Annotated in this window: 15 protein-coding genes; 12 read left to right on the top strand and 3 right to left on the bottom strand. The window is 70.2% G+C overall.

Translation table 11 applies throughout. From position 1 onward, the window contains the following. Positions 1-99 precede the first annotated feature (99 nt). From F8M74_RS31570 to F8M74_RS31540, 7 genes are all read left to right on the top strand, one after another. Entirely contained in the window at positions 100-1,449 is a 1,350-nt protein-coding gene (locus F8M74_RS31570) for a hypothetical protein (RefSeq protein WP_153881054.1), read from the top strand. Next, positions 1,446-2,210 carry a cell surface protein gene (locus F8M74_RS31565; protein ID WP_141257467.1) on the top strand — a complete coding sequence of 255 codons (765 nt, stop codon included), beginning with the start codon at positions 1,446-1,448 and terminating at the stop codon, positions 2,208-2,210. Before F8M74_RS31570 ends, F8M74_RS31565 begins: the two co-directional genes overlap by 4 nt. 32 nt (positions 2,211-2,242) lie before the next feature. Further along, the gene (locus F8M74_RS31560) at positions 2,243-2,746 is read left to right on the top strand and encodes a ubiquinol-cytochrome c reductase iron-sulfur subunit (RefSeq protein ID WP_141257468.1); all 504 of its coding nucleotides are present in this window, start codon (positions 2,243-2,245) and stop codon (positions 2,744-2,746) included. A 142-nt stretch (positions 2,747-2,888) separates the two neighbouring features. After that, positions 2,889-4,574, top strand: coding sequence for an FHA domain-containing protein (locus F8M74_RS31555; RefSeq protein ID WP_141257469.1), 1,686 nt, complete (start codon positions 2,889-2,891; stop codon positions 4,572-4,574). An 85-nt stretch (positions 4,575-4,659) separates the two neighbouring features. Continuing rightward, entirely contained in the window at positions 4,660-8,274 is a 3,615-nt protein-coding gene (locus F8M74_RS31550) for a serine/threonine-protein kinase (protein WP_141257470.1), read from the top strand. 4 nt (positions 8,275-8,278) lie between these two features. After that, positions 8,279-9,061 (top strand): ABC transporter ATP-binding protein, encoded by a 783-nt coding sequence (locus F8M74_RS31545; protein WP_141257471.1) that lies wholly within the window; start codon positions 8,279-8,281, stop codon positions 9,059-9,061. A 69-nt stretch (positions 9,062-9,130) separates the two neighbouring features. Beyond that, positions 9,131-11,368, top strand: a complete 2,238-nt coding sequence (locus F8M74_RS31540; protein WP_141257472.1) for a fused MFS/spermidine synthase — start codon at positions 9,131-9,133, stop codon at positions 11,366-11,368. 1 nt (position 11,369) lies between these two features. On the opposite strand, the gene F8M74_RS31535 is transcribed toward F8M74_RS31540, so the two are convergent. Together F8M74_RS31535 and F8M74_RS31530 are read right to left on the bottom strand one after the other, a co-directional pair. Continuing rightward, positions 11,370-12,140, bottom strand: a complete 771-nt coding sequence (locus F8M74_RS31535) for a YoaK family protein (RefSeq protein WP_228560591.1) — start codon at positions 12,138-12,140, stop codon at positions 11,370-11,372. A 46-nt stretch (positions 12,141-12,186) separates the two neighbouring features. Further along, complete coding sequence (locus F8M74_RS31530) at positions 12,187-12,537, bottom strand: histidine triad nucleotide-binding protein (RefSeq protein WP_141257474.1); 351 nt, start codon at positions 12,535-12,537, stop codon at positions 12,187-12,189. 192 nt (positions 12,538-12,729) lie between these two features. On the opposite strand from F8M74_RS31530, the gene hprK reads away from it, so the two are divergent. From hprK to F8M74_RS31510, 4 genes are all read left to right on the top strand, one after another. After that, a complete protein-coding gene (hprK, locus tag F8M74_RS31525) occupies positions 12,730-13,695 on the top strand; it encodes an HPr(Ser) kinase/phosphatase (protein ID WP_141257475.1) in 966 nt (321 codons plus the stop codon). Next, positions 13,692-14,555, top strand: a complete 864-nt coding sequence (gene rapZ, locus F8M74_RS31520) for an RNase adapter RapZ (protein WP_141257476.1) — start codon at positions 13,692-13,694, stop codon at positions 14,553-14,555. Before hprK ends, rapZ begins: the two co-directional genes overlap by 4 nt. A 124-nt stretch (positions 14,556-14,679) precedes the next feature. Then, positions 14,680-15,285 (top strand): hypothetical protein, encoded by a 606-nt coding sequence (locus F8M74_RS31515; RefSeq protein ID WP_171410512.1) that lies wholly within the window; start codon positions 14,680-14,682, stop codon positions 15,283-15,285. A 101-nt stretch (positions 15,286-15,386) separates the two neighbouring features. Then, complete coding sequence (locus F8M74_RS31510) at positions 15,387-16,064, top strand: hypothetical protein (protein WP_141257478.1); 678 nt, start codon at positions 15,387-15,389, stop codon at positions 16,062-16,064. A 21-nt stretch (positions 16,065-16,085) separates the two neighbouring features. Here the strand turns inward: F8M74_RS31510 and F8M74_RS31505 are convergent, their stop codons facing one another. Further along, entirely contained in the window at positions 16,086-17,087 is a 1,002-nt protein-coding gene (locus F8M74_RS31505) for a hypothetical protein (protein ID WP_141257479.1), read from the bottom strand. A gap of 116 nt (positions 17,088-17,203) precedes the next feature. Here F8M74_RS31505 and F8M74_RS31500 point away from each other — a divergent pair. Continuing rightward, a partial coding sequence (locus F8M74_RS31500; RefSeq protein ID WP_240462314.1) for a serine/threonine-protein kinase occupies positions 17,204-18,357 on the top strand: 1,154 nt, incomplete at its 3' end.

The following is an 18,357-nucleotide window of genomic DNA, read 5'->3' as shown; positions in this document are numbered from 1 at the left end:
TGCTGTCCGGCGCGAAAGGTCCGCCGGGGCTTTGCCTTCGGCCGTGTCCTCCTGGAAGCCCATTCGCCCGTGGGGGCGGAAGAGGGAGCGAGGACACCGATGAAGTACGCCGATGTGAAACGCGCAGGAGCCCGCACGAAGTCCCTGATGTTCGCTACGGCCAGTCTGGTGCTGGCGGTTGCCACCACGGGCTGTGGCGCCGAATGCGTGGATGTCTACGACTGCCGCAGCGAGAACGGCCCCGCTCCCGCGGGCCAGGAGTGGACGTGCGCCTCGGAGAAGTGTGAGACGCGGCCCATCCAGCAGGTCCCCGAGGAAGACGCGGGCACCAATCCGGAGCCCGACGCGGGCACGGAGCCCGACGCGGGCACGGAGCCCGACGCGGGCACAGAGCCCGACGCGGGTACGGAGCCCGACGCGGGGACGGAGACGGACGCGGGCACGGAGTACACGTGTGAGACGGCGCCGTACGACCCGGTGCTCGGCACGCTTCAGCTCCAGACGGGCTTCGAGACCGCGGGCTCCGCGCCCATGCCGGACGACGTGCTGGCGGTGGCCGTCACGCCGGGCCCCACGTACGCGGTCTATGCCGTGCAAGGGGGTACGAGCGCGGACGTCTATTCGCTGGGCATCTGGCCGGACCTGACGCCTTCCGCGTCGCCGCTGTTCAACGTCCTGGCGCCCGAGGACCGCGGGGCCACGTCGGGCATCTACCCCAACCGCTTTCTCGTGCATGGCGCCGAGCGGCTGCTGGCCGGCTACACGAAGTCGGGTGGCGCGGGCACGGTCTCGCTCTATGACATCGTCACCCCTGGCAACTCGAGCTACGTCAACTCGCCGGGCAACATGAGCGCCGCCGCGTTCACGTCGGGCACGACGTCCGCCTTCCTCATCAACAGCGCGGGGCTGTCCGCCATCAACGGCTTCGGAATCTATGCGCTGGTGACCTCCGCGGACCCCATGGCCTCCGTGAAGGTGGCCGACTTCCCGCAGACCGCTGGCGCAAATGGCTTCAGTGCCGTGGCGAACAACGGCGTCTCCGTGTTCGGGTTCGCCGTTCCGCCGGACTACTCCAACGTGGCCTACGCGGTGGCGCCCTCCGTCGTGAGCGCGGCGCTCTCCTCCAACACGCCGTTCGCCTTGGATGCGCAGCCCCAGATTGACGTGGGCAGCGACTTCGACGCGGCCTCCGCTTTCGGTGACGGCGTCGTCGTCAAGCGGGGTGCCTACGATGACACCTGGCAGTTCGTCACCACCGACGTGTCCCGCTACGCCCTCTCCGCGGACGCGACCCCGGGTGAGGTCGTCATTGGCGAGCGCACGCCGGTGCTGTCGTTCGTGGACCAGTGCACCTCCGTGACGCAGCTGACCCACCTGGGCTCGGACCTGCTGGTGGGCATCGAGGACGTGAACGGCGAGCGGCTGGTTCGCATCCGGGTCGTCCAGTGAGCCATCGCGGCCTCCATCGCTTCGCCTGGGGCACGGCGCTCGCCGTGCTCCTGGGCACCGCCGCGTGCGGTGACGATGCCTCTGGCGTCGGCGAAGACGCGGGAACAGACCCGGTGCGGGACGACGCGGGACAGCCGGATGGCTCCACACCGCTGGAGCCCGATGCCGGACTTCCGCTCGAAGACCCGTACGCGGACGAAGTCGTCCTCTTCCAGCCCGGCGACTTCGCGGGCTTCGGGCAGGACCGCTTCCCGGACGTCGTGCTCGGGCCTCCGTCGGGGCTGGGGCCGGACAACGGCTCGCTGGACGTGCTCTCGCTGGGCCGGGGCGGCAGAATCGAGCTGCGTTTCACCGACATCGCCGTGATGGATGGGCCGGGCGTGGACCTGCTCGTGTTCGAGAACACCTTCCGCTTCGCGGGCGGATCGGCCACGTACTCCGAGCGGGGCATCGTCTCCGTCAGCGACGACGGCGTCACCTGGTACGACTTCCCGTGTGCCACCACCGACGAAGCGGGCGGCTACCCGGGATGCGCGGGCGTCGCCACCGTCCAGGCCAATCCGGCCAATGGCGTTAGCGCCACGGACCCCGCAGTTGCGGGTGGAGACGGGTTCGACCTGGCGACGGTGGGCCTTGAGCGAGCGCAGTACGTGCGCATCGTCGACGCAGGCAACAACCGCTACGGCGGCACCTCCGGGGGCTTCGACCTGGATGCCGTCGCGGTGGTGAACGGTGTGTCGCTTCGGAGCGGCACACCGTGAAGCGGCTCCCGCCACGGCCATGTCTCCTGTCCATGACGGGGGAGGTGGACCGCCGCGCCGCGCTCGGTACGCTGCTCAAGGGCACCTGTGCCCTGGCGGCGTTCGGGGCGGGGTGTGGTGACGGGTGGCGGGAAGCCGTGGTGCTCGACCCTCCCGATGCGGGAGGGCCGGGCCCGTCTTGTGCGCCGCGGGTGCCGTCGGGCCCGCCCGGCGAGGGCTGGGTGGAGGTCTCCCTGGTGAATCATCCCGCGCTGGAGGTCCCCGGCGGCGCCGCGGAGGTCCGCATTCCCCAGGCGCTGCTGGACGTGGTGGTGGTCCACACATCACCTGGCTGCTACACGGCGCTCTGGCGCATCTGCACGCACGGTGATTGCGCCGTGGACTGGGTGCCGGCCGACGGCGTCATGGAATGCCCCTGTCATGGCTCCCGCTTCACCTGGGAGGGGCAGGTGCTGAATGGCCCGGCGACTCGACCGCTCGCGGCCTTCCCCGTGGTGAGACAGGGTGCGTCCCTGTTCATCTATCGGCCCCGCTGATCAATCGTTCGGGCATCCGTACCGCAGGTGAAATGACGCGGTGCGAAGAAGCACGTCGTGGCGCCGGGTTACGGGATACTCGCACTGAGTCAGTGTCTCCTTCTCTCAACAGGCGGGAGAGTCGTGTAATGTCGGGCATTCGATGTGGCAGATCATCATCAACGGGCCCGGCTACTTCGACACGTCGTACGATCTGCCTGAGGGCGTGACGAGCCTCGGCCGTGCGGACGAGAACGATATCGTCCTGGGCGGCGACCTCGTCTCACGCCGGCATGCGCGGCTGTTCGTCGACGGCGACGTGCTGCGAATCGAAGATTTGGGCAGTCGCAACGGCAGCCGCATCAACGGCGCGCCCTTGCAGGGCTCTCGGCAGCTCGTCGCCGGAGACTCGGTGGCGCTGGGCGAGAACGTCCTCTCCGTGCGCCAGCCCAACACCGTGGAGAACGCGGCCACGGAGATGGTGGACCTGGGCGCGGGCGGCGTCGTGCGCTTCGGCCACGGCCAGGACGTGGGCCCATCCGTCCTGCTGGCGAAGAACGTGCGCGACGCGGACGTGCTGCGGCTCCTGGACAACGTGGGCCCGGTCTCCTTCGACGACAGCTTCTCCGCGTCCGCGCCGCTGCCCGCCGCGAGCCCGCGCGTGGGGCAGGAGACGCTGGTGCTGTTGTTCCGCACCGCGGAGGCGCTCTCGTCGGCCACCACGCTGTCGTCGTTCCTGGACACCACCATGGACCGGCTGCTGGAGGTCACGGACGCGACCACGGCGGTGGTGCTGCTCAAGCACGCCACGGGCGCCCTGGTGCCCGCCGCCGTGCGCCACCGCGGCCAGCTGGCCAAGGGCGAGGTGCCCGTCTCGGATGCCATTGTGGAGGAGGCCCTGCGCCAGGGCCGCGCGCTCGCCGTGGGCGATGTGCGCGATGACCGCCGCTTCGCGGGCCGGGAGAGCGTCATCCTCTACGGCGTGGACCGGGTGCTGTGCATCCCCATCGGCACCGAGCCGCCCTACGCGGGGGTGCTCTACGTCAACCTGTCGGCCAAGGGTGACGCCAGCGTGGAGTCGATGCTGGATACCTGCACCGCGGTGGCGCATCTGGTGGCCACCGGCGTGCAGAAGTTCTCCCCGCGCGAGGGCAGTCCCGCGGCGGACAGGCTGCGGCGCGACCTGGAGCGCTTCCACCCGCCGGACGTGGCCGAGCGCCGCGCCGCCGAGGCCCAGAAGCAGGGCGGCAAGCTGCCCGGCCTGGAGGAGCGCAACCTCACCATCCTGCACGCGGAGCTCGTGGGCTTCTCTGTGTTGTGCATGCGCATCGGCGCCGCGCGCGCCACGCAGATGCTCAACGACTTCCACGCGCGGATGAGCGGCATCGTCTTCAGCTTCGAGGCCACCGTGGAGGGCTTCCGGGGCGAATCCCTGCGCGCCCTCTTCGGCGTCCCCTACGTGAAGGGCGAGGACTCGATCCGAGCCGTCCGGGCCGCCCTGGCGCTGCGCTCCGAGTGGGAGCGGTCCATGGCGCGCCGGCCCCTGGACGAGCGCTGTGAGCTGCGAATCGCCCTGCACAGCACCCGGGCTCTGGTGGGGATGATCGGCACCGAGGTGCGCCCGGACTACACCGTGGTGGGGGACGGCGTCGGGATTGCGGGGTGGCTTGCCGGTACCGCCAGTCCGGGCCAGGTGCTCATCACCGGCAAGGTCCTGGCCACCGTGGGGGCACGCTTCGACGTCCAGCCGCTGGGCGAGCGCCTCATCCGCCCCCCGAAGGACAAGGTAGCGGCCTTCGAGGTGCTGGAAGAGGATGTAGGCCAGTTGACCAATCCCGGCTTCCGCTGAGGGGGCCGCGTCCGGTTGACGGGTTGCTGGGACGTACCGGGAAAGGGTTCAATACGGACCCCGTCGTGGTGAACCCCCGCACCGCATGAACTCGTCAACCCAACCCGCCCGGTTGAGACCCTTCCGGCCCCAGCCCTTTGGCCGGTACACGCTCCTGTCCCAACTGGCGACGGGGGGCATGGGAGAGATCTACCTCGCGCGGTTGGAGGGGGCACAGGGGTTCGAGAAGCTCTGCGTCATCAAGAAAATCCTCCCGCAGTTGGCCGCGGACACGGACTTCGTCGAGCGCTTCGTGGGCGAGGCCCGCACCCTGGTCCGCCTGAGCCACGGCTCCATCGCCCAGGTCCTGGACATGGGCCTCCACGAGGACGAGGCCTACATGGCGCTCGAGCACGTGGACGGCAAGGACCTGCGCAAGGTGGCCGCGCGCGTGCGGGACAGGCAGATGCCGCTGCCGGTCACGTTCATCCTCTACACCATGGGCCGGGTGCTGGACGCGCTGGCCTATGCGCACCGCAAGAAGGACGACGACGGGGAGGACCTGAAGCTCGTCCACCGGGACATCTCGCCGCAGAACATCCTCATCTCCTACGAAGGGGAGGTGAAGGTCATCGACTTCGGGCTCGCCAAGAGCCGGCTGTCGGCCGCGAAGACGAACCCCAGCATCATCCTGGGCAAGTTCCTCTACATGTCGCCGGAACAGGCGCGGCACCAGCCGGTGGACCGCCGCAGCGACCTGTACGCGGTGGGGCTCTGCCTCTACGAGCTCATCTGCGGGAAGAACCCGTTCGACGGGGTCCACCCGGGCGAGCTCATGTCCCTGGTGGCGAACCCGCGAATCGCGCCGCTGGACCAGGTGGAGCCGCTCACGCCGCCCGCGGTGACGGCGCTGGTGGCCAAGGCGCTGGCGGTGGACCCGTCGCAGCGCTTCCAGACGGCGGAGGAGTTCCGCGGGCGGCTCCAGGCCTGCCTGATGGAGATTGATTCGAGCGCGGGCCCGGAGAGCGTCAGCCGCTTCATGCGCGAGCTGTTCTCGGCGGACTTCCAATCCGAGCGGCGTCTCCTGGCGAGCCTGAAGGAGGTGCCGCGCCTGTCCACGGCAGAGGTCCGTGCGCTGGCCTCGATGCCGGATGATCCGCTGGCGCCAAAGATGGCGCACGCGATGCTGCCGGCGAAGACCATCCGCCTGGATGGTCCGGTGGAGCCGCTGTCGTTCTTCCCCACGCCCCGCAGCCGCGAGGGCGGTGGTCCGGTGACGGACGGTGAGACGCGCCCGGGTGTCCCGATGGACGAGTCCACCCGGCCCGCGTTCCCCATCGAGGCGCTGGAGGAAGAGGCTCGGGCGCGGGGCGTGCGCCAGGACACGGCGCCCTCGGTGGAGGTGGGGCCCGAGGCCTTCGTTCGCGGCGGCGGGGTGAGTCCTTCGTCTGCTCCGATTCCTCGCGCGCCCGCGCTGACGCGCGAGGTCCAGATGACGTCGATGCCGCCTGAGGCGGTGCCGCCGGGTGTGGCCGCCGCGCGTGCGCTGCTTCCGACGCACATGCGGCCGACCGAGCTGGCGATGCCGAGCCTGGGCGGGCCGTCTTCTCCCGAGGACGCGTCCGTTCAGGTGGAGTCGACGGCCGCGAAGGCCGAGTCGCTTCGGGGCAGGGCGTTCGAGGCGAGCCCGAGCGTGATTGCCTCGGTGGGAGCGCCCACGCCCGCGGTGCCGCCGCGTGGGTCGCAGGGCACGGTGAACGCGCGACCTCCGCCGCCAGGGGCCGAGCCGCACGCGCCCGGAGCGGTGCTGCCGCGCACCGGCGTGGTGGTGATGCCCGCGGTCAACGTGCCTGCTCCCGCGCCGTTGCCTCGCACGGCGGCGCTGGAGTCGATGCCGGCCGTTGAGGTCTCGGAGGGGGCTGCCGAAGACGAGGACTCCGCCTCGGAGCACGAGGGCGCGTTTGGGAGTGCGACGCCGGACGAGGCGGCATTCCGCGAGCCGCATCCTTCTGGCCCGATGCCTCGAACGGCTTCGATGGTGATGGCGGCCGTCCAGCCGCCTCCGCCGGGCTCGACGCCGTCTCGCGCGATGTCCGCGGTGGGCTCGCTGGATGAGGCCGCGCCTTCACGCTCCAGGTCGTCGGCGGGCATGCCCGCTGTGGGCGCGCAGGCGGGGATTTCGACTCGCGCCATCTCCTCCGTGGAAGTCGCTGCGTTGGATGCGCGGGACGAGGCCTCTTCGGAGCTGGTGTCTTCCGTGGACATGTCCTCGGAGGACGGGCCGCCCTCGCGGGGCATGTCTTCGCTGGAGGCACCTCCACCTCCGAAGGGGGCAACGGCCTCGCGAGCCATCCCCATCGCACCTGCATCGGGAGCGACGGCTTCCCGATCCGCGCCCGTGGTGGACGAGCCCGTCGTGGACGCCACACCCGCTGATGGCGGGCAGGCCCTCTCCCCGGAGGACGAAGTCGAGGCCGCGCACGAGTCCGAGGCGGGCGTGCCCGAGGACGAAGCCGGCCTTTCTGTGACCGACGCGCAGTCACAGGAAGGCGCCTCGTCGGAACTGCCCGTGCTCTCCACCGAGGATGTGGGGCACGAGGAATCCGCGCCGAGCATCGCCGACGTCGACACGCATCCGCGCATCCACCGCCCGTCGCGAACCGAGCGCCACGACGACACCCAGCCCCGCGTCGCACATAACGCTGACACGGACCCTCGCGTCACCCGTCATGACGACACGCATCCGCGCGTGGTGCTGGACGCGGGCCTCTTCAAAGATGTGGATGGCTCCGAGGACGAGGAGCGGTCCGGCGTCTCCCGGCCCAGGCCGCGGCGGGCCCGGTCGTCTTCGCCGGGGATGGCACCGGCCAGCACCGCGCGCAGGACAGGTTCCGTCTCTGCCGTGCGTCCCACCGCGCCCGCCCCCGTCGTGACGGACGAAGAAGAGGACGAGAGCGACGACGATGTCCGCGTCTCCCTCACGCCCAACGAGGAGACGCGGCGCACGACGATGCCCGTCCGCCCGGAGACGCGCTCGGCCGAGCGCATCGCGAAGGAGGACACCCGCCGCACGGCGATGCCCGAGCGCCCCGAGCGTCGCCGCAAGGGCCCGCTGGTGCTCGTGCTGGTGTTGCTGTCCTTCATCCTGGCCGTGGTCGGAGCCTTCTTCCTGGCCCCCCCGGAGCTCCGCGCCCAGGTGCTGAGCCAGTTCATGCCGGAGGAACCCAAAGGGCCGCCGCCCGCGCAGCCCCTGCGTCCCTCCGCTCCCGACGAAGCGCAGGCGGACAAGGCTGCCAACGAGAACGGCCCGCCTCCCGAGGGGAACGCGGCGCAGGCTCCGGGAACCCCCACGCCCAACGCCGCGCCGCCCGCCGGTGCCACGGAAGGCAGAGGCGCGCTCGACGACTCCTTCCTCGCGCCGCTGGACGCGCAGCAGAAGAGCACCGAGGCTCCCGAGAAGCGCACGGCGCCGGTCCGCAAGATTCGCTCCGCTCGCTCCCGTCAGCTCACCGTGCTGGAGAGGGAGTGGCGCGAGACGAACGCGCTCTTCAACCAGCTCAACGAGGAGCACTCGTGCATGGTGCTCGGCCTCTGGTGCACGCGGTACGCCGAGGTGAAGAGCGAGGTGGAGGCCGCGGGCAGCAGCGACAACCCGGAAGCGCTGCGCAAGGTCCGGGCGATGAAGCGCTACCTGCTGCAGAAGCAGAAGGAGCTGTACTAGTCCCGTGGAGCCTCTGCTCGTCACACGGGCGCTGGTCGCTGGCTACGGTCCTCGTCCCATCTTGCATGGTGTGGCGTGCGAGGTCCGGCCCGGTGAGCTGTGGGCGGTGCTCGGCCCCAACGGGACGGGCAAGAGCACGCTGCTGCGCGCGGTGCTGGGCCTGGGGCCCTGGACGCGCGGAGAAGTCCGCCTGCTGGGCCGGGAGCGCTCCGCCTGGGAGCCCCGAGCGCTCGCCCGCAAGGTGGCTTGGGTGCCGCAGACCATCGAATCCACGGAGGGCTTCAGCGGCCTGGAGCTGGTGTTGATGGGCCGCAGTCCGCACCTGGGCCTCTGGGGCCTGCCGTCCGCGGGCGACGTGGCGCTCGCGCGGGAGGTGATGACGGAGCTCGGCATCGCGCACCTGTCCGAGCGGCCCGCGGAGGCCCTCTCTGGAGGCGAGCGCCGGATGTTGATGCTGGCGCGAGGACTGGTGCAGCAGCCCGAGTTGTTGCTGCTGGATGAGCCCACCGCCTTCCTGGACGTGGCCCATCAAGTGGGCTCGCTCGACCGCGTGCGCGCGCGCGTGGACGCGGGGCTGGGCGCGGTGGCGGTGCTGCATGACGTGAACCTCGCCGCCGCCTTCGCCACCCATGTGCTGCTCCTCCGGGATGGCCAGGTGCTGGCGCAGGGGCCGGCGAACGAGGTGCTGGAGCGTGCCTCCCTGGAAACGCTCTACGGGCTGCCCATGGAAACCGCGCTGGCTCCGTCCGGCGCCCGGCTCTTCGCGCCCCGAGCACCCTCGCGCTGAACCTTCTTCGCCCCCCGGACGCCGGACAGTTGACCGGACGTGCCGGGCGGGAAAGCCTGGACCGCCAACATGTCCCGCTACGCCATCGCCATCTTCGCCAGTGCGTTCCTCCTGTTCGGCGTGCAACCCCTGGTGGGGCGTTATTCGCTGCCGTGGTACGGCGGAACGCCCGGCGTGTGGACGGCGTGCATGTTGTTCTTCCAGGCGGTGCTGCTGGGGGGCTACGCGTACGCGCACGGACTCGCCTCGCGGCTGGCACCTCGCACGCAAGCCCGCGTCCACCTGGGACTTCTAGCGGTGGCGGTGCTGCTGCTGGGCGCTCGTGCGTTGCTGGCGGGCTCGCCGGTAGCGCCCGGACCTGAATGGCGTCCGGAGGGCACCGCGCTGGCCGTGCCCCGGCTGCTGGCGATGCTGGCGGTCACCATCGGCCTGCCTTTCTTCGTGCTGAGCACCACCGGTCCGCTGCTTCAGTCGTGGTTCGCCCGCGCGCGACCGGGCCGCTCGCCCTATCCGCTGTATGCGCTGTCCAACGCGGGCTCGCTGCTGGCCCTGCTCGGCTATCCCTTCCTGGTGGAGCCGTGGGTGGGGCGCGGCGCCCAGGCGTGGGGCTGGGGCGTGGGCTTCGTCTTCTTCGCCGTGGCCTGCGCGGTGTGCGCGCTGGACGTGATGAAGCAGCCGGACACGGCGCCCGTCGCCACGGCCGCGCCCGTGACGGCCACGCCGCTGACGGAGGGCGCCGGGGTAGAGGCCGGCGCCGAGGTGGCACGCCCCACCGTGCGCGCCACGATGACGTGGCTGGGGCTGAGCACCTGCGCGTCGGTGCTGCTGCTGGCGACGACGAACCAGCTCTCCCAGGACGTGGCGGCCGGCCCCTTTCTCTGGGTGCTGCCCCTGTCCGTCTACCTGCTGACCTTCATCCTCGCCTTCTCCCGCGAGTCCTTCTACTCGCGGACCGCCTACGCGGTGCTGCTCATCGCCTCGGGGGCGGGCGTGGCGCACGCGCAGACGCAGGGGCCGCAGTCGTCGCTCGCGCTCCAACTGGCCGCGTACTCGGTGGCCCTCTTCGCGGGCAGCATGGTGTGCCACGGCGAGCTGTACCGGCTGCGTCCACCGCCGCGCCACCTCAGCGCCTTCTACCTGTGGGTGTCCGCGGGCGGCGTGCTGGGCGGGCTGCTCATCAGCGTGCTGGCCCCCGCCGTCTTCAGCGCCTACTGGGAGTACCCCCTGTCGCTGGGCGCGTGCTGCGTCGTCGCGCTGGTGGGCATGGCGAAACAGGAGGGCGAAGCGACGCGGACGCAGCGGCTGCAGCGCGTCCTGCGCGGCGCCATGCTGCTCCTGGTGGCCGGACACCTGACGTACACCATGGCCCGCGAGCAGGGCCGCGCGCGCTTCGCCTCGCGCAACTTCTTCGGCGTGGTGCGGGTGATGGAGCAGGGCGTGGGCTCGCCGGAAGACCACCGCTTCACGCTGCTGCACGGCGCCATCACCCACGGGCTCCAGTACGTGACGCCCGAGCGCAGGGGTGTGCCCACGACGTATTACACGCCGGAGGCGGGCCTGGGACTGGCCATCGCCGAGCATCGCCGGCTGCGCGAAGCCGTGGGGCTGCCCGCGGGACTGCGCGTGGGCGTGCTGGGACTGGGCGTGGGCACCAGCGCCGCGTTGCTCGAAGCGGAGGACACCGGGCGCTTCTACGAAATCGACCCCGCGGTCATCGCGCTGGCGCAAGGCGAGGGCGGCTACTTCTCCTATCTGGGGGACACGCCGGCGAAGGTGGAGCTGGTGGAGGGGGACGCGCGCATCTCCCTGGAGCGGGAGCTGGAGGCGGGCGGCGCGCAGGGCTTCGACGTGCTCGCGCTGGACACCTTCTCCTCGGACGCGGTGCCGGTGCACCTGCTCACCCAGGAGGCGGTGGCGCTCTACCGCGCGCACCTGGCGCCCCATGGCGTGCTGGCGCTGCACATCAGCAACGTCCACCTGGACCTGGTGCCGCTGACGCTGGCTCACGCGCGGGCCCTGGGGCTGCACGCGGCGCTGGTGGTCAACGAGACGCAAGGGGACGCGCTGCGCAGCAACTGGATGGTGCTGAGCCCGGACCGCGAGTTCTCCTGGGGACCCACCTTCACCCGGGCCTCCGCGCGCGTGCGCCGGCTGGGCCTGCGGGAGGACCCCGACTTCACGTGGACGGACGAGAAGAGCAGCGTGCTGCACGTGCTCCGCCGCGGCAGGCCCTCGGCGAGCGTCAAGGACGTGGAGGCGTCCTCCGGCCCGCCCGGCCCCGCGTCCGCCCAGCCCGGGACGGAGTGACTCAGGCGCGCGGCATCGCCTGGGAGCCGGAGTCGGCGATGGCGCTCAGGTCGAGCGCCACCAGCACCACCAGCACTCCGCAGGGAATCGCCAGGGTGGCCGCGCCGAGCCGGGCGAAGAGCAGCGGCCCCAGCGTGCAGCCGCCCAGGAAGGCGGAGCCGAGCCCCAGGTGCAGCCGGGTCCGCTCGAATTCAACAGCGGTGGGCAGCGCCCATAGACGGCGGCGCAGGCCCCGCAAGCCCTGGCCCCGCGTTCCCTCGCGCAGCCAGGAACCCAGCCGCACCACCTGGATGCCGATGTCGGTGAGGATGCCGGTGATGTGCGTGGTGCGCACCACGGCGCCGGAGACGCGGGTGACGAGCGCGTTCTGGAGCCCCATGGCATAGGCCAGGCCCCACATGAGCGTCGGCTCGTGTGGACTGGGGTGGTACGACAGCCAGACGCCGATGCCGCCCAGCGTGAGCGCCTCCAGCAGCAGCGCGGAGGAGTGGCGGCCCCGGGGGCGCTCGCGCGAGGCCTCCAGCAGCACCGACGCGGACACGGCGCCCACCACGAAGGACAGCAGGAGCTGCGCGGCCAGCCAGGCCAGGGCCACGTTGCCCGAGGCCAGGGACTCTCCCAGTGTGGCCATGCTTCCGGACATGTGCGACGTGTGCAGGCCCAGCGCCACGAAGCCCGTGGTATTCACCAGGCCCGCCACACCCGCGAGCAGCAGCGACAACAGCGTGTAGGCTCGCCGGTTCCCGGGAGACGATTCCGATGAGAAGGGCATCGCAGTGCCCGAGGCTAACATCGGCCTGGGGCAGGGGGGCGCGGAACTAGCCCGGCGGCCAGCCCAGCGGGCGCCCGGCCAGCAGGTGCAGGTGGATGTGGAAGACCGTCTGGCCGGCGTGCGCGTGGGTGTTCATCACCACCCGGTAGCCGTCGCTCGGGTCCGCGTGCCCGCGCTCCTGGGCCACCTTGGCGGCCGCGGTGAAGAGGTGGCCCACCAGCGCGCGGTCCTCCGCCGTGATGTCGTTCACGGTGGGGATGTGCTTGTGGGGGATGAAGAGCACGTGGGTGGGGGCCTGGGGATTGATGTCCTCGAAGGCCACGCACACGTCGTCGCGGTAGACCACCTTGGCGGGGATGAGCCCGTCGCGAATCTTGCAGAAGAGACAGTCGGACATGATTTCCGGCTTACCAGCGGCCGGAGCCCTACGGAATGGCTTCCGTGGCCTTCCGTTGCCTGCCGGAAGCCGCATTCTGCCTTCCGGTGGGGCGGCCGGGCCCCGGGTCTCCTACCTGGGCCCCTCTCGTTGAGGGCCCAAGGAAGGCTGTCCCCCTCAAAGGGCCCCACCGGTGATATCCACGCCCTGACGATGAAATCCATCCGCATCTCCCAGCTCCTCGAGGACCGCGACTACGACATGCGGCTCAGTCTCGTCGCCGGCGGCGGCGGGCTGTCGCGCATCGTGGTGTCCTCGCGCATCCAGAAGCCGGGGCTGGCGCTTGCGGGCTTCACCGAGCACATGCATCCGCACCGCGTCCAGGTGTTCGGCAACACGGAGATTTCGTACCTGGCGACGCTGCCGGAAGAGCGGCAGCGCGAGTCGCTGGCGCAGCTCTTCGGCGAGGAGGAGCTGGCGTGCGTGGTGGTGACCAAGGACCTGGACATTCCCCAGGCCCTTGTCTCCGCGTGTGAAGGCGCGGGGCTGGCGCTGATGAAGACGCCGCTGCTCTCCAGTGAGTTCATCATGCGGGTGCAGACCTTCCTGGAAGAGGCCCTCACCGAGTCCAGCAGCCTGCACGGGGTGTTGATGGACGTGTTCGGCGTGGGCATCTTGCTGCTGGGCAAGAGCGGCATCGGAAAGAGCGAGATTGCCCTGGACCTGGTGATGCGGGCCCACCGCCTGGTGGCGGACGACATCGTGGACGTCACCCGCCGCAAGGGGGCCGTCTACGGCGCTGGCAACCCGGTCATCAAGCACCACATGGAGATTCGCGGCCTGGGCATCATCAACATCAAGGACCTGTTCGGCGTGGCCGCCATCCGCGAACAGAAGAAAATCGAGCTGGTCATCGAGCTCCAGGAGTGGGACCCCCACCAGGAGTATGATCGGCTGGGCGTGGAGGACAGGCATCTGCAGATTGTGGGGGTGGACATCCCCCTGTCGGTGGTGCCTGTTCGTCCGGGCCGCAACATGGCGACCATCATCGAGGTCGCCGCGCGTAATCAGTTGCTAAAGCTACAGGGCCACCACTCGGCGAGAGAGTTCGCCGAGCGACTCAACCGGGCCATCGCCGAAGGGGCGATGCGCCGCACCCTGGGAGAAGAGGTCGAGTGACCGCCCCCGCGAAACAAATCGTCATCATCACCGGCATGTCCGGGTCCGGTAAGTCCACCGCCATCCGCGCGTTGGAGGATTCGGGCTTCTTCTGCATCGACAACCTGCCGGTGCTGCTCTTGCCCAAGCTCACGGAGCTGGCGGGCGGCGGCCACTTCGAGCGCATGGCGCTGGTGGTGGACGTCCGCGAAGGCGTCTTCCTCAAGGACGCGCCTCGCATCCTCGCGGAGGTCCGCCGCGCCGGGCACCAGGTGGAAGTGCTCTTCCTGGACTCCAGCGACGACAGCCTCATCCGCCGCTTCAGCGAGACGCGCCGCCGTCACCCGCTGGCGCCCAACGGCACCGTCGCCGAGGGCATCAAGGCGGAGCGCCAGGCGCTGCGTGACTTGCGCGAGCTGGCCGACCAGGTCATCGACTCGTCCACGCTGAACGTGCATGACTTGAAGCGCATGGTGCAGGCGCGCTTCAGCCCGGAGCCCGCCGCGGGCCCCAGCCTGTCCATCATGTCGTTCGGCTACCGCTACGGCGTGCCGCCCCAGGCGGACCTCGTCCTGGACGTGCGCTTCCTGCCCAATCCGTACTTCGTCCCGGAGATGAAGGGGCTCACGGGCAAGGTGCCGAAGGTGGCGGCCTACGTGCTGGAGCGTGAGGAGACGCAGCAGTTCCTCGAGAAGGTCGTGGACCTCTGCCGCTTCCTCTTTCCCCGCTACCAGAAGGAGGGGAAGGCGTACCTCACCGTGGCCCTGGGCTGCACCGGTGGCAAGCACCGCTCCGTCGCCATCGCCGCGGAGTTGACCCAGCGCCTGACGGACGAAGACACCCGCGTCCAGCTCTGGGACCGGGACATCGAGAAGGAATAGCGCCGCCAAATTGCAATGCGGCTGCGTTGCGATTTGCTCCCGTTGAATGACAGACAGAATCTCTGTCAGGTTTTGGAGGGATGGGGTTGAATCCCCATCCCTCTTTCAACAAGGGAGCCTCCGCATGCGATTCATCAAGTCCGCTGTCTGGTTTTGTGCCGCCGCGGCATTCGCCGCCTGCAGCGCCCCCGAGGAGTCTCCGGAGCAGACCGGGCTGGCGCAGCAGGAAGCCGCGCTGACCACTGGCACCACGCAGGGCTGTACGTACTCCATCACCGCCGATTCGGTCCCCGGCACTGTTCCGCCGCGGTACAGCGTGTCGGTGACGCGCGCGGCCTCCAGCACGTGCCCCTGGCCGGAGGCGAGCGTGACGCTGGACACGGGTTCCTATGCCTTTCCCGCCCGCGCGCTCCTGGCGAACAGCTACGGCCTGGCCGTGACGTACACGGGCAAGTACTCGCCCAGCGGCAGCTCGCCCACCTCCTGCAGCGTGCGGCAGATTGACCCGGAGACCCTGGCGGTGGTGCGCAGCTCGGGCGTCGCGGTGTGGCTGGGGTCGGGCAACATCTACAGCTGCAACCTGGACCAGACGGATGGCGGCGCGACGCTGGTCGTCTTCGGCACGAAGAATGGCCGCATCTACGGTGAGACGGGCAGCGGCAGCAACTACGTCGCCACCTACTACGACTTCTTCACCACCACGACGGCGCCTGTCTTCTACGCTTACTGAGTCATTGCACGCTCGGTGGCGCGGGACCCAGGGTCGTGATGGCGCCAGGGATTGATGTTGCCAAATTGCAATGCAGTTGTGTTGCAGTTTGCTCCAGTTGAATGCGGGACAAGGACTCTGTCAGCTTTTGGAGAGGTGGGGATGAGTCCCCATCCTCTCCGTACCGGAGTCCCGACATGCGAGTCTTCAAGTCCGCCGTCTGGTGTTGTGCCGCCGTGTCCCTGGCCGCTTGTGGCGCCCCCGAGGAGGCCCCCGAGCAGGAGGCGCTGGCGCAGCAGGAGGCCGCGCTGGTCACCGGCACCACGCAGGGCTGCACGTACACCATCTCCTCCGTGCCGGTGCCCGGCTCCATGCCTCCGAGCCTGGACATCGTCGTGACGCGGGCGGCGTCCGGCACGTGCGCCCATGGCGCGGGCAGCGTGACGCTGGGACGGTCCTACAACACCCCCTACCTCGCGCTCCTGGCCAACAGCTACGGGGTGGCCACGGCCTTCTCGTACAAGCCCACGCCCAGTGGCAGCTCGATGAACCGCTGTCAGGTGAACCACATCGACCCGGCGACGCTCGGCATGGTCCGCTCGCATGACATCGTCGTCATGTATGGAACGAACCATGTGAGCTCCTGCGCGCTGGACCAGACGGACGGCGGCGCGACGCTGGTGGCTTACGGGACGAAGGGTGGCCCGCTGCCGGGTGAGGTCGGCAACCGCCCCAACTACGTGGCCACGTATTACGACTTCTTCACCAGCACCACGCCGCCTGTCTATTACACCTACTGAGACAGGGGCCGGGCGCGCGCCTCAGCTCGACTCGCCCAGGCTGAGGCGCTTGCTGCCTACGCCGTTCTTGTCCGCGAAGGAAGCGGTGCGCTCGCGGTTGAGCTGGGCCAGGGTGTCACGCTCCCTCTGTCCGCCCACGTCCGTGCGGTTCTCCAGCGCGAAGATGCCGCCGCTGCCGTGGTGCTCCTTGCCGGCCTGGACGGCGCGCTCCAAGTCCCTGGCGGACACCCAGTACTCGCCATTGACGGGGTCCTTCACGCGGAACAAGTCGTCCGACGTGTCGGCCGTCCCGTTGCTGTTGACGCCGTCGATGGTGACCCAGTGGAGCTGGCCCGGCCCGTTGCGCCGCTGCTCGGGCGCGAGCGCGCCATTGAGGATGGCATTGGCGTCCACGAGCGCCAGGCCGAACTGACCGGCCTTCATCACCTTGCTCGTCGCCGCCGCGTCGAAGTCGGCGAAGCCGTCCGTGACTTCGATGCCCAGGCCCCCCAGCGCGGTCGCCATCTCCGTGGGTGTGGCGCCATCATCCAGGTTGACGTCCACCGGGGCGTGGACGGACCGGGCGCCGCTGACCTGCGACGCGCGCTCGCGGACCGCCTCTCGCTCCTGGTTCTCGCACAGGCTGCCCTTCGTCACGCTGCGGCTCGCCCGGCTCAGGAAGGCCAGCGTCGCCTCACCGCAGCCCGTGTCCGAGTTCTGCGCGATGACGGACGCGGTGGGCGCCCAGCCCTTGTCAGCCTGCGCCTGCGCCGCTTCATTCTCGGGTGCCAGGTCTCGCAGGTAGGGAAGCTCGCTGGTCCCCGTGGTGTCCGGCACCGACAGCCGCGGCACGCCCTTGGCCGCGGGCTTCGTGTCCTGGAAGGTGTCTCGCTCCGGACGGGGCGTCGCCGGGGCCGGGCCGCTCACCGGCTTGGCGAGCGACGCCTCCATGGGCGTCCTGGTGTCCTTCAGCACGGCCGGCTGGATGGGCTTGGACAGGGCCTGATGCGCTGAGTTGAACACGGTGGTGACAGTCTTGGTCACGGCGGACCCTCCCGGACTTCCTTCGCCTGTTCGCATTATCGGCGGCATGTATGTGTTGTTGCGCGTGAATCCTTCATGGGCGCAGGGAGTCGCTCGCTTCCCGGTACACTTGCGCCATGGCCAACACCGATGACCGGGGCTCGGGTGCTGATGATTCGCCAGAGCTGTCCACGCAGGTCGTGTCAGCGGATGTGCAGGGGGCGGAGCCTCCCTCCGCGCGCGACGCGTCTGGGGATTGGCGCTCGCGGAGCCCGCTGGGCCAGCGGGTGGGGCGCTTCATCCCGTTGAAGCTGCTGGGGCAGGGCGGCATGGGCGCGGTGTTCGCGGCCTATGACCCGGACCTGGACCGCAAGGTGGCGCTCAAGTTGTTGAGCGTGGAGGCCCGCTCCGCGGACGAGGAGGGAGGGCGTGCCCGGCTGCTGCGCGAGGCGCAGGCCATGGCGCGTGTCTCCCATCCCAATGTCATTCCCATCTACGAGGTGGGCACCTGGGACGCGCAGGTCTTCTTCACCATGGAGTTGGTGGCCGGCGGCACGCTGGCGGACTGGCGGCGGGAGAAGCCCCGTTCCTGGCGCGAGGTGCTGGAGAAGTACCTGCAAGCGGGACGCGGGTTGGAGGCCGCGCACGCGGCGGGGCTGGTGCACCGCGACTTCAAGCCCGCCAACGTGCTGGTGGGGCGTGACGGGCGGGTCTACGTCACCGACTTCGGCCTGGCGCGTCCCGTGGACAACCTGCCTCTGGACGAACAGCCCACGCTGGCGCGCGTGCGCGACGCCTCGGAGACGTCGCGCCCGCTGCATGACCCGCTCACCGAAACGGGCGTCGTCCTGGGCACGCCGCCATTCATGTCTCCCGAACAGTTCCGCGGCGAGTCCCTGGACGCGCGCTCGGACCAGTTCAGCTTCTGCGCGGCGCTGTACCGGGCGCTCTACAACCAGCGTCCCTTCGACCCCGACGAGCTCTCGCGGGCCGCGAAGGCGCTGAGGTCCGCCCCCGCGAAGGTGACGGCGCCGCTGGAGCGAGCCGGGCGGGAGCCCTCGCCCATCCACGAGCCGCCGAGCGACGCCCGCGTCCCCGCCTGGGTGCGGCGCGCGGTGATGCGGGGGTTGTCGCTGGAGCCGGAGGCGCGCTTCGCCTCCATGGGGGCGTTGCTGGAGGCGCTGTCCCAGGAGCAGCAGCGCGCACGGGCACGCAAGGCGGGAGGCATGGCCGCGGCCACGGCGGCGCTGGTGGGGGTGGTGGGAGGCGGGCTGTGGTTTCAGTCCAGTGT

The sequence above is a fragment of the Myxococcus sp. CA023 genome, assembly GCF_010998615.1.
GTDB lineage: Bacteria > Myxococcota > Myxococcia > Myxococcales > Myxococcaceae > Myxococcus.
This window is presented reverse-complemented; position numbering and strand designations above follow the sequence as displayed.